This is a genomic window from Xenophilus sp., from assembly GCF_044462705.1.
GTDB lineage: Bacteria > Pseudomonadota > Gammaproteobacteria > Burkholderiales > Burkholderiaceae_C > Xenophilus > Xenophilus azovorans.
The window spans coordinates 1-13,018 of the sequence record NZ_JBIQNC010000148.1; the positions used below are offsets into that span (position 1 = coordinate 1).

Below are 13,018 nucleotides of genomic sequence, written 5' to 3' on the forward strand. Positions count from 1 at the left end.
CCTTCCTGCGGCAGGATCCGGACATCATCATGGTGGGCGAAATCCGCGACCTGGAGACCGCCGACATCGCCATCAAGGCGGCCCAGACGGGCCACCTGGTGCTCTCGACCCTGCACACCAACGACGCGCCGACCACGCTCACGCGGATGCGCAACATGGGCATCGCGCCCTTCAATATTGCGTCGAGCGTAATCCTGATCACCGCGCAGCGCCTGGCCCGCCGCCTGTGCACGAGCTGCAAGGCGCCGGCGCTGGACATTCCCAGGCAGGCGCTGCTGGATGCCGGCTTCCAGGAGTCGCAACTCGACGGCACCTGGAAGCCCTACAAGCCGGTGGGCTGCTCGGCCTGCAGCGGCGGCTACAAGGGGCGGGTCGGCATCTACCAGGTCATGCCCATCAGCGAGGAGATCCAGAAGATCATCCTGCGCGACGGCAGCGCGATGGACATCGCCGTGCAGGCGGAGCGCGAGGGCGTGCGGTCGCTGCGCCAGTCGGGCCTGCAGAAGGTGATGCAGGGCCTGACCTCCCTGGAAGAAGTGGTTGGCGTGACCAACGAATAAGACCCACAACGCCGCACCGGAGATTCGCATGGCCACGGCCGCCCAGACCAGGAACAACACGCGGGAAACCATCTACGAGTGGGAAGGCCGCGACCGCAACGGCAAGATCGTCCGCGGCGAAATGCGCGCTGCCGGCGAGAACCAGGTGCAGGCTTCGCTGCGCCGCCAGGGCGTCCTCACCACCAAGGTCAAGAAGCGGCGCACGCGCTCGGGCAAGGCCATCAAGCCCAAGGACATCGCCATCTTCACCCGGCAGCTGGCCACGATGATGAAGGCGGGCGTGCCACTGCTGCAGGCCTTCGACATCGTGGGCCGGGGCAATGCGAATGCCAACGTGACGCGCCTGCTCAACGACATCCGCACCGACGTGGAGACGGGCTCCTCGCTATCGGCCGCGTTCCGCAAGTTTCCCAAGTACTTCGACAGCCTCTACTGCAACCTGGTGGAAGCGGGCGAGGCGGCCGGCATCCTGGAAGACCTGCTCGATCGTCTGGCCACCTACATGGAGAAGACGGAGGCGATCAAGTCCAAGATCAAGTCCGCGCTGATGTATCCGACGGCGGTGATCGTGGTGGCCTTCGTGGTGGTGGCGATCATCATGATCTTCGTCATCCCGGCGTTCAAACAGGTGTTCACTTCCTTCGGCGCCGATCTGCCCGCACCCACGTTGTTCGTCATCGGCATGAGCGAGTTTTTTGTCGATTACTGGTGGCTGATCTTCGGTGTGCTGATCGGTGGCGGCTACTTCTTTCTGCAGGCCTGGAAGCGCAATGAGAAGGTGCAGCGCTTCATGGACCGCCTGCTGCTGAGGCTGCCGATCTTCGGCGCACTCATCGACAAGTCCTGCGTGGCGCGCTGGACGCGCACGCTTTCCACGATGTTCGCCGCCGGCGTGCCGCTGGTGGAGGCCCTGGATTCGGTGGGCGGCGCCTCCGGCAACACCGTGTACTCGGATGCCACGGAGAAGATCCAGCAGGAGGTGTCCACCGGCACCAGCCTGACGACGGCGATGACCAACGCGAACCTGTTCCCCTCGATGGTGCTGCAGATGACGGCCATCGGCGAGGAATCCGGCTCCATCGACCACATGCTGGGCAAGGCGGCCGACTTCTACGAGCAGGAGGTCGACGACATGGTCGCCGGCCTGTCCAGCCTGATGGAGCCCATCATCATCGTCATCCTGGGGGTGGTCATCGGCGGTATCGTGGTGTCGATGTACCTGCCGATCTTCAAGCTCGGCCAAGTGGTCTGATGCAGGAACTGCGTTGGATCGATGCTGCCGCCGGCGGCGTCCTGGGCCTGCTCATCGGGAGTTTCCTGAACGTGGTGATCCATCGCGTTCCGCTGATGATGTACCGGGGCTGGCTGACCGATGCCCTGGCCAACCTCTCCTCGTCGCAGGACACGCCCACGCTGTGGCAACTGGTGTTCGGCACCGGGTCCGCGCAGCCGAAGCCGCTGGTGCAGGCGGCCGACGACGGGCTGGCGCAGGTGGACGGCCTGCCGCCGCTCGGGCTGGCGCGCCCGGCCTCCCGTTGCGGGCACTGCGGCCACCGGATCCGCTGGTACGAGAACATCCCGCTGCTGAGCTACCTGGCGCTGCGTGGCCGCTGCAGCGGCTGCCGGACGGGCATCGGCTGGCGCTACCCCCTGGTCGAACTGGCGACCGGCCTGCTCTTCGCCCTGTGCGCCTGGCGCTTCGGACTGACGGTCACGGGCGCGCTGTGGGCCGCCTTCGCCGCCCTGCTGGTGTGCCAGTTCGCCATCGACCTCGATACTCAGCTGCTGCCGGATTCGCTCAACTACCCGCTGCTGTGGCTCGGCCTCATCGGCGCCGCCGCGGGGTGGACGGGCATACCGCTCTCGTCCGCCCTGTGGGGCGCGGTCTTCGGCTACCTCGCCCTGTGGCTGGTGTTCCACGGCTATCGCCTCGTCACCGGCAAGGAAGGCATGGGCTACGGCGACTTCAAGCTGCTGGCCGCGCTCGGCGCCTGGCTGGGGGCGGACTTCCTCATCGCCATCGTGCTCGTCTCCTCGCTAGTCGGTGCCATCCTGGGCGGCCTCCTGCTGCTGGCGGGCAGGCTGGCCCACAAGGACATCCCCATCTCCTTCGGCCCCTTCCTGGCCGGCGCCGGCCTGGTGTGCCTGGTGATCGGCCCGGCCGCGGTGCGCGAGTGGGTGCCCTTCGCCTTCCCGCTCGGCGGGCTGCTGCGCTGAGCGGCACGGTATCGCCATGCGGCGCATCGGCCTGACCGGCGGCATCGGCAGCGGCAAGAGCACCGTCTCGATGCTCTGGCGCGAACTGGGCGTGACCGTGGTCGACACCGACGCGATCGCCCGCGCGCTCACCGCGGCGGGCGGCGCCGCCCTGCCGGCCATCGCCCAGGCGTTCGGGCCGACGACGCTCGATGCGCAGGGCGCGCTGGACCGGGCGCGGATGCGCGAGATCGTCTTCGCCGACCCGGCCGCCAAGGGCCGCCTCGAAGCCATCCTCCATCCGCTGATCGGCCAGGAATGCGAGCGCCAGGCCGCCGCCGCGGCCGGTCCCGGCGTGGTGTTCGACGTACCGCTGCTGGTGGAGTCGGGCCGCTGGCGGCGGCTGGTCGACCGGGTGGTGGTGGTCGATGCCAGCGAGGCCACCCAGCTGGAGCGCGTCATCGCCCGCTCGGGCTGGCAGCCCGAGATCGTGCAGGCGGTGATCGCGCAGCAGGCCGACCGCAGCGCGCGCCGCGCTGCCGCCGATGCCGTGCTCTTCAACGACGGCATCCCCCTGGAGGAACTCCGCGCCGACGTGCGGGCTCTGCACCAGCGGTGGCTCGGCGAAGGCTTGCGATAATCGCCGGCTGCCCGCCCCTCCCCGCAGGGAGGCAGGCGCCACAAGAACGAAGACAGGCCGCGCCGGCTGCTGCGCGGCGCCTCCGCTCCGCCGCACACGATGCTGTTCAATTCCTACGCGTTCATCTTCGCCTTCTTCCCGATCGTCCTTTTCGGGTTCTTCCTCGTGGGATGGCGCAGCACCCGGGCGGCCGCTGGCTTCCTGGCCCTGGCGTCGCTGTTCTTCTACGGCTGGTGGAGCATCGAGGCGATGCCGCTGCTGCTGGCGTCGATCTGCATCAACTACTGGTTCGGCCTGCAGCTCACGCCGCAGCCGGGCCGCAGCGACGCGGGCCGCAAACGCATGCTGGTGCTGGCGCTCACCGTGAACCTGGTGGTGCTGGGCATCTTCAAGTACGCCGACTTCTTCGTCGGCAACGTCAACGAGGGCCTGGCCGCTGCAGGCATCGCGCCGCTGCCGATGCCGCACCTGCTGCTGCCGATCGGCATCTCCTTCTACACCTTCACGCAGATCGCCTTCCTGGTCGACTGCTGGCAAGGCAAGGTGCGCGAGCGCAGCTTCGTGCACTACGTGCTCTTCGTCACCTACTTCCCGCACCTGATCGCTGGGCCGGTGCTGCACCACGCGCAGATGATGCCGCAGTTCGCCAACCAGGCGACCTACCGCATGAACGCGGACCACATCGCGCAGGGCCTGGCGATCTTCAGCTTCGGGCTGGCCAAGAAGCTGCTCGTCGCCGACCCCGTGGGCCAGTATGCGGACCTGGTCTTCCACGGCGCCCACCAGGGCGTGGCGCCGGGCCTGTTCACGGCGTGGTTCGGCGTGCTGGCCTACACGCTGCAGATCTACTTCGACTTCTCCGGCTATTCCGACATGGCCATCGGCCTGTCGCTGTGCTTCGGCATCCGGCTGCCGCTGAACTTCGACTCGCCCTACAAGTCCACCAGCATCATCGAGTTCTGGCGCCGCTGGCACATCTCGCTGTCCACCTTCCTGCGCGACTACCTCTACATCCCGCTGGGCGGCAACCGCAAGGGCCCGGCGCGGCGCCACATCAATCTGTTCCTGACCATGCTGCTGGGCGGCCTGTGGCACGGGGCGGCGTGGACCTTCGTCATCTGGGGCGCCCTGCACGGCGCCTTCCTGATCGTCAACCACTTCTGGAACGCCCTGCTCCGCCGCGACGCGAAGGCACCGCGCAGCCGCATCGGCCGGGTGTTCGGCTGGCTGTTGACCTTCGTGTGCGTGATGGTCGCCTGGGTGGTCTTCCGCGCCGAGAGCACCGGCGCGGCGATGCGCATCTACGAAGGCATGCTGGGCCTCAACGGCGCGCCGCTCACGGCCTTCAAGGAGGCCTACGAGACGATGCCGCTGCTGCGCAAGAACGAGTTCTACCAGACGATGATCGCGGGCCTGTTCATCTGCCTGGCACTCCCGCCCGCCATCTCGCTGGTGCGCTGGGTGCCCGAGGCGCAGGCGCTGCAGGGCCGGCCCGTGCTGTCGCGCCTGTTCACCGTCGGCATGGCGGTGCTGACGGTGACGCTCTTCGGCTTCAGCGTCTCCAAGCTGGGCAACTTCAGCCCCTTCCTCTATTTCCAGTTCTGAGCCGCCATGCCGTCCCGCAAGCGTCCTGCCGCCCTCTGGCTCACCACCTTCCTGCTCGGTTTCGCCGTCGTCTGCGGCCTGCTGCTCATCACCCTGTTCACGCCCCCGCCCTATGGCGACCTCACACGCCTGGGCCGCGTCTCGGACACGCAGTTCGGCTGGCGCAGGCCGCCGCCGCAGGTGCCCGCCGAGTTGCTGCTGGGCAGCCCGATCGACCAGGCCGACATCCTGGTCATCGGCGACAGCTTCTCGATGACGCATCGCTGGCAGTCGGTGCTGGCCAAGAACGGCTACCGCGTCGCCACCACCTTCTGGGGGCAGTACGGCGACGAACTGTGCGCCGACTTCGCAGACTGGCTGCAGCGCGGCGGCTTCCGGGGCAAGCTGGTGATCCTCGAGAGCGTCGAGCGCCTGACGGCCGACCGGGTCAAGAAATCCGCCGAGTGCAAGGCGACGCCCAACAGGCTGGAAGCCAAGCGCGAGGTGTTCCTGGCGCCGCTGGAGCATCTGCCCGCCTTCCAGTTCAACACCGGCGCGCCCCTGACGGCCGGCTGGGTGACCTACCGCAACACCCGCAAGGTCATGGAAACGCCGGGCGACGTGCCCACCGACTACCGCACCATGGCGCGCGAAGTGAAGGACGGCTGCTCTTACTTCAGCAACCGCTCGTGCGGCAAGGTGCTGTTCTTCACCGAGGACGACGAGAACGGCCCCCTCACGCCGGTGCACGCGCAGCTGATGGAGGACTTCAACCGCGCCCATCCGAGTGTCCCGATCATGTGGATGATCATTCCCAACAAGACGACCGTCTACATCGACCCGGCCAATTCGGCGGACTTCGTGCAGGCCTTCGGCCAGAAGCGCCTGGGGCCGGACCTGTTCGCCTTTGCCCAGCGCGAGCGCGGCCGCATCATGGATTTCTACTTTCCCAACGACACGCACCTGTCGATGCACGGCCAACTGGCACTGGGCGAGTACATGCTGGGAGAAGTGCAAAAGCGTGTGCCAGCCCCTGGCGCCAAGACCCCGTGAGGCTATGATGAACCGACAGGCCTCCTCCCGACCCGCGTGATCCTCTACGAATATCCCTTCAACGAGCGCATCCGGACCTACCTGCGGCTCGAGCACCTGTTCCGCCGCCTGGGCGAACTGGTGGCGGGCGAGTCGGCCCTGTCGCACCACTATGCGCTGATGACGGTGTTCGAGGTGATGGACGTCGCCGCGCGCGCGGACCTGAAGGCCGACGTGCTGCGCGACCTGGACAAGCACAAGAACCTGCTGGCCAGCTACCGCGGCAACCCGGCCATCCAGCAGTCGGTGCTGGACGACGTGATCGGCCAGTTGGAGCGCAATTTCGGCACCCTCAACACCGTGCCCGGCAAGGCCGGCCAGGCACTGACCGAGAACGAATGGCTGATGAGCGTGCGCAGCCGGGCCAGCATCCCGGCCGGCACCTGCGAGTTCGACCTGCCCGCCTACTACGCCTGGCAGCACCGCAGCGCCGCCGTCCGGCGCGCCGACCTGCACCGCTGGGCCGCCACGCTGGCGCCCCTGGCCGAATCCGTCCACCTGCTGCTCAAGCTGCTGCGCGACACCGACACGCCCACCCGCGTGGTCGCCGCCGGCGGCCAGTTCCAGCAGACGCTGCCGCAGGGCCGCAGCTTCCAATTGCTGCGCCTGCGCATCGATCCGGCCCTGGGCCTGATCCCGGAGATCAGCGGCAACCGCCTCATGGTGTCGGTGCGGCTGATGCGCCAGGACGCCGACGACCGCCTGCACGCCAGCACCGAGGACGCCACCTTCGAACTCACGCTGTGCGCATGAACGCGCCGAAGCCGCCACGCGCGCCGGGCAAGCCGCCGGCGACCGCCCGCACCGTCACCTGCCCCGCCTGCGGGCAGGACAGCGTCTACGCGCCGTCCAACCCCTACCGCCCCTTCTGCAGCGCGCGCTGCAAGGGCATCGACCTGGGCGCCTGGGCCAGCGAACAGTTCCGCATGCCGACCGACAGCCCGCCGGACGACGAGCCCTTCGGCGATCCGAAGGTGCATCAGTAGCGCGCCTGGCGCTCCTCGGCCAGCCACTCGAGCACCGGCAGGGCGCCCGGCAGCACGGGCTCGACCGTCAGCGGCAACTGCTGCCACGCCATGGCCTGGCCCTCGCGCATCTCGAACTCGCCCGTCCACTCACGCACCTTGCACCAGTGCAGACGCACCAGCGCATGCGGGTAGTCGTGCTCGGTGACGCGCCAGACCTCGGTGCTGCCGATCGTCACGCCCAGTTCCTCCTGCAATTCGCGGCGCAGCGCTTGCTCGACCGTCTCGCCGGCCTCCAGCTTGCCGCCCGGGAATTCCCAATAGCCCGCATAGGGCTTGCCTTCGGGCCGCGTGCTCAGCAGCAGCGCGCCGTCCGGCGCGATGAGGATGCCCACCGCGACCTCGGTGTGCTTGCGCGTCATGCGGCGCTGCCCCGGCCGGCGCGGTCGCGGGCGAACTGGTAGGCCACCCGGCCGCTGCGCGAGCCGCGCTCCAGCGCCCAGACCAGCGCCTCGGGCCGCGCCGCCTCGATCGCCGCCGCGTCCAGCCCGAAGGAGGACAGCCACTGCGCCACGATGGCCAGGTACTCGGCCTGGGTGAAGGGATAGAAGCTCACCCACAGCCCGAAGCGCTCGGACAGCGAGATCTTCTCCTCCACCACCTCGCCCGGATGGACCTCGCCGTCCTCCGTGTGCGTGTAGCTCAGGTTCTCCTTCATGTACTCGGGCAGCAGGTGGCGCCGGTTGCTGGTCGCGTAGATCAGCACGTTGGGCGTGGAGGCGGCCACCGAGCCGTCGAGGATGGACTTCAGCGCCTTGTAGCCCGGCTCACCCTCGTCGAAGCTCAGGTCGTCACTGAAGATGATGAACTTCTCGGGCCGGCCCGAAACCACCTCGACGATGTCGGGCAGGTCCGTCAGGTCGGCCTTGTCCACCTCGATCAGGCGCAGGCCCTGCGGCGCGAAAGCGTGCAGGCAGGCGCGCACCAGCGAGGACTTGCCGGTGCCGCGCGCACCGGTGAGCAGCACGTTGTTGGCCGGCTTGCCCTCGACGAACTGGCGCGTGTTGCGCTCGATCTTCTCCTTCTGGACGTCGATCTCCTTGAGCGCGTCGAGCGACATCGCCGCCACGTGGCGCACCGGCTCCAGCGTGCCGTGCCCCGAGCTGCGGCGGCGGTAGCGCCAGGCGATGGAGGCATCCCAGTCGGCCGGTGCGGCCAGCGGCTGGGGAAGAATCGATTCGATGCGGGTGATGAGCTGCTCGGCGCGCTCGATCAGCTTGTCGAACTTGTCGTTCATCGGGCTCAGGATCGGTAGTCGGCGTTGATCGAAACGTAGTCGTGGCTGAGGTCGCAGGTCCACACCGTGTCGGCCGCGTCGCCGCGCCCGAGGCCGATGCGCACGGTGATCTCGCTTTGCTTCATCACGCGCTGGCCGTCCTCTTCCCGGTAGTCCGGATGCCGGCCGCCGCGGGTGGCCACGTGCACGTCGTCCAGGTGCAGCTCGATGCCGGTCTGGTCCAGGTCCACGATGCCGGCATAGCCCACGGCCGCCAGGATGCGGCCCAGGTTCGGGTCGCTGGCGTAGAAGGCCGTCTTGACCAGCGGCGAATGTGCGACCGCATAGGCCACCTGCCGGCACTCGGCGGCGTCGCGCCCACCTTCCACGCGGATGGTGATGAACTTGGTCGCCCCCTCCCCGTCGCGCACGATGGCCTGCGCCAGCAGGCGCGCCACCTCTTCCATCGCCGCCACCAGGGCGCGGCCGTCGGCGCTGTCGAGCGCATCGACCAGCGCGTTGCCGGCCTTCTGCGTGGCGATGACGACGAAGGAATCGTTGGTGGAGGTGTCGCCGTCGATGGTGACGCGGTTGAAGGAGCCGTCGGCCAGCCGGCGCGCCAGCGGCGCCAGCAGTTCGGGCGCGATGCACGCATCGGTGGCCAGGAAGCCGAGCATCGTCGCCATGTTGGGCCGGATCATGCCGGCACCCTTGCTGATGCCGGTGATGGTGACGGTCGCGCCGCCCACCTGCACCTGCCGGCTGAAGGCCTTGGGCACGGTGTCGGTGGTCATGATGCCTTCGGCCGCGCGCGCCCAGTTCGCCTCGGCCGCGTCGGCCAGCGCGGCGGGCAGCGCCGCCTCGATGCGGTCGGTGGGCAGCGGCTCCATGATCACGCCGGTCGAGAAAGGCAGCACCTGCTCGGGCGCGATCTCCAGATGGCGTGCCAGCGCGATGCAGGTGGAGCGCGCACGCACCAGGCCGTCGGCGCCGGTGCCGGCGTTGGCATTGCCGGTGTTGATCACCAGGGCGCGGATGCCGAAGTTCTGCGCCAGATGCTCCCTGCACACCTGCACCGGCGCGGCGCAGAAGCGGTTCTGCGTGAAGACGCCGGCCACGGCCGCGCCCTCGTCGAGCAGCATCACGGTCAGGTCCTTGCGGTTGGCCTTGCGCACGCCGGCTTCGGCCACGCCGATGCGCAAGCCGGCGACCGGATGCAGGGACTGGGGATCGGGGGCAGCGAGGTGGACGGGCATGGCGGACGGCGGCGGGAAGAAGGAGAGGAGCGGCGAGGCGCGATGCGCCTCTCGGGAAGAGCCCGGAATTCTAGGGTGTCGCCCCTCGGCCCGCAGGCGCCGCGTCAGCCCGGCGGCGCATCCTCGAAAGGCAGCCCCGCGTACTGCTCGGCCAGCGCCGCCTGCGCATGCGGCGAGCTGCGCAGGTAGGCCAGCTCGTGCTCCTGCGCCCGCTGGTCGAACTCGCTCATGTCCGGGAAGCGATGCAGCAGGTTGGTGAGATACCAGGACACGCGCACCGAGCTCCACACGCGCCGCAGCGCCGTCTCGCTGTAGGCATCGATCAGCGTGCTGCGGCCGTCGCGGTAGAACGCGGCCAGCGCGCGGGCCAGGTAGAACACGTCCGATACGGCCAGGTTCAGGCCCTTGGCGCCGGTGGGCGGCACGATGTGCGCCGCATCGCCGGCGAGGAACAGCCGCCCGTGGCGCATCGGCTCGGCGACGAAGCTGCGCAGCGGCGCGATGCTCTTCTCGACCGACGGGCCGGTGACGATCGCGTCGGCCATCTCGCGCGGATAGCGGGCCTTCAGCTCCTCCCAGAAGCGCTCGTCGGGCCACTCCTCGAGGCGCGTGTCCAGCGGCACCTGCACGTAGTAGCGGCTGAGCGTGGGGCTGCGCATGGACGCGAGCGCGAAGCCGCGGGGGTGGTTGGCGTACACGATGTCGGGCAGCGGCGGCGTGGGCGAGAGGATGCCCAGCCAGCCGAAGGGGTAGACCTTCTCGTACTCGCGCAGCACGTCCCGCGGCATGGCGCGGCGCGAGGCGCCGTGGAAGCCGTCGCAGCCGGCGATGTAGTCGCAGTCCAGGCGCATCGGCTCGCCGCCCCGGCGCCAGCACACCTGCGGCCGCGGCGTGTCGATGCCGTGCAGTTCGACGTCCTCGGCCTCGTGGATCACCACCGTGCCGTGCCGGTCGGCCGCCGCGTAGAGATCCTCTTGCAACTGCGTCTGGCCGTAGGCGACGAAGCGCTTGCCCAGGTGCCGGCGCACGTCGATGAAGAAGCCCTCGCGCCCGGCCCACACGATCTTCATGCCGTCGTGGGCATGGCCCTCGCGGTCCAGCCGTTCGGCCAGCCCATGCGTGCGCAGCACCTCGACCGTGCCCGGCTCCAGCACGCCGGCGCGGATGCGCGAGAGCACGTGCGCGCGGCTGTGCTTCTCGATCACCACGCACGCCACGCCCGACTGCCGCAGCAGCTCCGCCAGCAGCATGCCGGCCGGGCCGGCGCCGACGATGGCCACATGGGTCTTCATGCGATTCCTTTCCTCGAACCCTCGCGGGCAAAGCCGGCAGCTTAGGCACGCATGCGATTGGATGGAACTGCCGCCGCCCCTATCATGATCGCCCCATGCGATCGCCCGACGAACCCGCCACCCCGATGACGCTGCAGCAGTTGCGCGCTTTCCTCGCGGTGGCGGAGTCCGGCTCCTTCCGGCAGGCGGCGCGCGGGCTCGGGGTGTCGCAGGCCGGGCTCACCGGCAGCCTGCAGACGCTGGAGGCGGCCCTGGGCGTGCGCCTGCTGGAGCGCTCCACGCGCGGCGCGCAGTTGACGGCAGCGGGCCGGCAGTTGCTGCCCCGCGCGCGACTGATCGCGCAGGAGACCGGGCGCATCCGCGACGAGGCGCTGCAATCGCGCGGCAGCACCGAAGGCGGCACGCTGCAGGTGGGTCTGGGCCCGACGCCCACCGCGGTGCTGCTGCAGCGCGTGGTGCCGGACTTCCATGCGCGCTTCCCCGGCGTGCGGCTGAAGCTGCTCAGCGGCTTCTACGAGCACCTGCAGCCGGCGCTGCAGCAGGGCGTGATCGAGTTGGCCGTCACGGCCCTGCCGGACGAGGGCGTGGGGCCGGGCCTGGAGGCACGCAGGCTGTTCAGGAGCGAGCTGGTGGTCATCGGGCGGCCCGGCCATCCGGCGGCCTCGGCACGCTCGCTGCGCGAGCTGGCGGCGTGCGAATGGGTGCTGATCGGCTCGCCCGGCGGCCCCGGCGGCACGATCACCCGCTTCCACGCCGAGCAGGGACTGCCGCCGCCGAAGGTCGCCGCCGGCTGCGAGTCGTTCACGCAGGTGGCCGCGCTGGTGGGCGCGACCGACTGGCTGGCGCTGGTGCCGGCTGTCATGGTGCAGCGCGAGCTGTTGGGGAGCGGCATCGCGCCGCTGCGCCTGAAGGAGCGTGCGCCGCGGCTGCACAACGGCGTGGTGCGCCGCGCCGGCGCACCGCTGACGCCGGCGGCCGCGGCCTTCGCGGCGATGTGCGAATCGTGTGCCCGGATCGCCGCGCCGCTGGCCGGGCTCGCCGCTTGACGGCGCCCGCGCGCCGGCCTCAGCTCAGCTTGCCGTGGCAGTGCTTGTACTTCTTGCCGCTGCCGCAGGGGCAGGGGTCGTTGCGGCCCACGCGGGCGAAGGCCGCGGCACCGGCCGACAGGCCGCCCGCCGCCGCGCGCCGGGCGCTGGCTTCGTCCACGCGCACCTCGGCTTCGCCGGTCTCGGTGGGCGCGGTGTAGGTGATGTTGGAGATGCTCTCGCCGCGGCTTTCCATCGCGTCGGCCGCGTCCTCCAGTTGCTGGCTGGACTGCACGCGCACGTTCATCAACTGGCGCGTCACCTCGTTCTTCACCGAGTCGAGCAACTGGCCGAAGAGTTCGAAGGCTTCGCGCTTGTATTCCTGCTTCGGCTGCTTCTGCGCGTAGCCGCGCAGGTGGATGCCCTGGCGCAGGTAGTCCAGCGCCGCCAGGTGCTCGCGCCAGTGGGTGTCGATGCTCTGCAGCAGCACCATGCGCTCGAACTGGGTGAAGTTCTCCTGGCCGACCAGCGCCACCTTGGCGTTGTAGGCCTCGTCGGCCGCCTTCAGCACGCGCTCGACCACGTCCTCGTCGGACATGGCGGTGGCGGCCTCCACTTCCTTGACCAGCGGCAGGTCGATGCCCCAGTCTTCCGACAACGTGCGCTCCAGCGCGGGCAGGTCCCACTGCTCCTCCACCGATTCGGCCGGCACGTACTGGCGCACCAGGTCGGTGAAGCAGCCCTCGCGCAGCGCGGCGATCTGCGCGCTCATGTCGCTGGCGTCGAGGATGTCGTTGCGCTGCTGGTAGATCACCTTGCGCTGGTCGTTGGCGACGTCGTCGTACTCCAGCAGCTGCTTGCGAATGTCGAAGTTGCGCGCCTCCACCTTGCGCTGCGCGCTCTCGATGCTGCGGGTGACGATGCCGGCCTCGATGGCCTCGCCGTCGGGCATCTTCAGGCGGTCCATGATCGCCCGGACGCGGTCGCCCGCGAAGATGCGCATCAGCGGATCGTCCAGGCTCAGGTAGAAGCGCGAGGAACCCGGGTCGCCCTGGCGGCCGGAGCGGCCGCGCAGCTGGTTGTCGATGCGGCGCGACTCGTGGCGCTCGGTGGCGATGATGCGCAGGCCGCC

At 69.4% G+C, this 13,018-nt stretch carries 14 protein-coding genes; 9 read left to right on the forward strand and 5 right to left on the reverse strand.

The features are described from left to right. From ACIY1X_RS19050 to ACIY1X_RS19085, 8 genes are all read left to right on the forward strand, one after another. Nucleotides 1–560: ATPase, T2SS/T4P/T4SS family (locus ACIY1X_RS19050; RefSeq protein WP_399683499.1), on the forward strand; the 560-nt coding region annotated here is incomplete at its 5' end. A 28-nt stretch (nucleotides 561–588) separates the two neighbouring features. After that, nucleotides 589–1,812 (forward strand): type II secretion system F family protein, encoded by a 1,224-nt coding sequence (locus ACIY1X_RS19055; protein WP_399683500.1) that lies wholly within the window; start codon nucleotides 589–591, stop codon nucleotides 1,810–1,812. After that, complete coding sequence (locus ACIY1X_RS19060; protein WP_399683502.1) at nucleotides 1,812–2,777, forward strand: prepilin peptidase; 966 nt, start codon at nucleotides 1,812–1,814, stop codon at nucleotides 2,775–2,777. The genes ACIY1X_RS19055 and ACIY1X_RS19060 overlap by 1 nt, the downstream gene beginning before the upstream one ends. 16 nt (nucleotides 2,778–2,793) lie before the next feature. Continuing rightward, on the forward strand, nucleotides 2,794–3,396 hold the full coding sequence (coaE, locus tag ACIY1X_RS19065; RefSeq protein ID WP_399683503.1) for a dephospho-CoA kinase: 603 nt from the start codon (nucleotides 2,794–2,796) through the stop codon (nucleotides 3,394–3,396). A gap of 99 nt (nucleotides 3,397–3,495) precedes the next feature. Further along, entirely contained in the window at nucleotides 3,496–5,001 is a 1,506-nt protein-coding gene (locus tag ACIY1X_RS19070) for an MBOAT family O-acyltransferase (RefSeq protein WP_399683505.1), read from the forward strand. A gap of 6 nt (nucleotides 5,002–5,007) precedes the next feature. Next, entirely contained in the window at nucleotides 5,008–6,033 is a 1,026-nt protein-coding gene (locus ACIY1X_RS19075) for a hypothetical protein (RefSeq protein ID WP_399683508.1), read from the forward strand. A gap of 36 nt (nucleotides 6,034–6,069) precedes the next feature. Continuing rightward, a complete protein-coding gene (gene zapD / locus ACIY1X_RS19080) occupies nucleotides 6,070–6,825 on the forward strand; it encodes a cell division protein ZapD (protein ID WP_399683511.1) in 756 nt (251 codons plus the stop codon). Then, the gene (locus ACIY1X_RS19085) at nucleotides 6,822–7,058 is read left to right on the forward strand and encodes a DNA gyrase inhibitor YacG (RefSeq protein ID WP_038209638.1); all 237 of its coding nucleotides are present in this window, start codon (nucleotides 6,822–6,824) and stop codon (nucleotides 7,056–7,058) included. The genes zapD and ACIY1X_RS19085 overlap by 4 nt, the downstream gene beginning before the upstream one ends. Here the strand turns inward: ACIY1X_RS19085 and ACIY1X_RS19090 are convergent. From ACIY1X_RS19090 to pobA, 4 genes are all read right to left on the reverse strand, one after another. Next, nucleotides 7,052–7,459: an NUDIX domain-containing protein gene (locus ACIY1X_RS19090; RefSeq protein ID WP_399683513.1), complete on the reverse strand. Its 408-nt coding sequence runs from the start codon at nucleotides 7,457–7,459 to the stop codon at nucleotides 7,052–7,054. The two genes, ACIY1X_RS19085 and ACIY1X_RS19090, sit on opposite strands and share 7 nt — an antisense overlap. Continuing rightward, nucleotides 7,456–8,334 (reverse strand): ATP-binding protein, encoded by an 879-nt coding sequence (locus ACIY1X_RS19095; RefSeq protein ID WP_399683516.1) that lies wholly within the window; start codon nucleotides 8,332–8,334, stop codon nucleotides 7,456–7,458. The genes ACIY1X_RS19090 and ACIY1X_RS19095 overlap by 4 nt, the downstream gene beginning before the upstream one ends. Nucleotides 8,335–8,339: 5 nt before the next feature. Further along, complete coding sequence (gene argJ / locus ACIY1X_RS19100) at nucleotides 8,340–9,569, reverse strand: bifunctional glutamate N-acetyltransferase/amino-acid acetyltransferase ArgJ (protein ID WP_399683518.1); 1,230 nt, start codon at nucleotides 9,567–9,569, stop codon at nucleotides 8,340–8,342. Nucleotides 9,570–9,673: 104 nt separating this feature from the next. Continuing rightward, nucleotides 9,674–10,861, reverse strand: coding sequence for a 4-hydroxybenzoate 3-monooxygenase (gene pobA, locus ACIY1X_RS19105; RefSeq protein WP_399683519.1), 1,188 nt, complete (start codon nucleotides 10,859–10,861; stop codon nucleotides 9,674–9,676). 95 nt (nucleotides 10,862–10,956) lie between these two features. Here pobA and ACIY1X_RS19110 point away from each other — a divergent pair, with 95 nt between their 5' ends. Then, on the forward strand, nucleotides 10,957–11,907 hold the full coding sequence (locus ACIY1X_RS19110; protein WP_399683522.1) for a LysR family transcriptional regulator: 951 nt from the start codon (nucleotides 10,957–10,959) through the stop codon (nucleotides 11,905–11,907). Between the two features lie 19 nt (nucleotides 11,908–11,926). Here ACIY1X_RS19110 and ACIY1X_RS19115 read toward each other — a convergent pair. Continuing rightward, nucleotides 11,927–13,018, reverse strand: a 1,092-nt coding sequence (locus ACIY1X_RS19115; protein ID WP_399683525.1) for an SEC-C metal-binding domain-containing protein, incomplete at its 5' end; no start/stop codon positions are given.

Bases quoted from the DNA above. Each gene is read 5' to 3' on its own strand.
- ACIY1X_RS19090 (WP_399683513.1), bottom strand. From the start codon at position 7,459: ATGACGCGCAAGCACACCGAGGTCGCGGTGGGCATCCTCATCGCGCCG.
- ACIY1X_RS19055 (WP_399683500.1), top strand. From the start codon at position 589: ATGGCCACGGCCGCCCAGACCAGGAACAACACGCGGGAAACCATCTAC.
- ACIY1X_RS19075 (WP_399683508.1), top strand. From the start codon at position 5,008: ATGCCGTCCCGCAAGCGTCCTGCCGCCCTCTGGCTCACCACCTTCCTG.
- ACIY1X_RS19060 (WP_399683502.1), top strand. From the start codon at position 1,812: ATGCAGGAACTGCGTTGGATCGATGCTGCCGCCGGCGGCGTCCTGGGC.
- pobA (WP_399683519.1), bottom strand. From the start codon at position 10,861: ATGAAGACCCATGTGGCCATCGTCGGCGCCGGCCCGGCCGGCATGCTG.
- coaE (WP_399683503.1), top strand. From the start codon at position 2,794: ATGCGGCGCATCGGCCTGACCGGCGGCATCGGCAGCGGCAAGAGCACC.
- ACIY1X_RS19070 (WP_399683505.1), top strand. From the start codon at position 3,496: ATGCTGTTCAATTCCTACGCGTTCATCTTCGCCTTCTTCCCGATCGTC.
- ACIY1X_RS19095 (WP_399683516.1), bottom strand. From the start codon at position 8,334: ATGAACGACAAGTTCGACAAGCTGATCGAGCGCGCCGAGCAGCTCATC.
- argJ (WP_399683518.1), bottom strand. From the start codon at position 9,569: ATGCCCGTCCACCTCGCTGCCCCCGATCCCCAGTCCCTGCATCCGGTC.
- ACIY1X_RS19085 (WP_038209638.1), top strand. From the start codon at position 6,822: ATGAACGCGCCGAAGCCGCCACGCGCGCCGGGCAAGCCGCCGGCGACC.
- ACIY1X_RS19110 (WP_399683522.1), top strand. From the start codon at position 10,957: ATGCGATCGCCCGACGAACCCGCCACCCCGATGACGCTGCAGCAGTTG.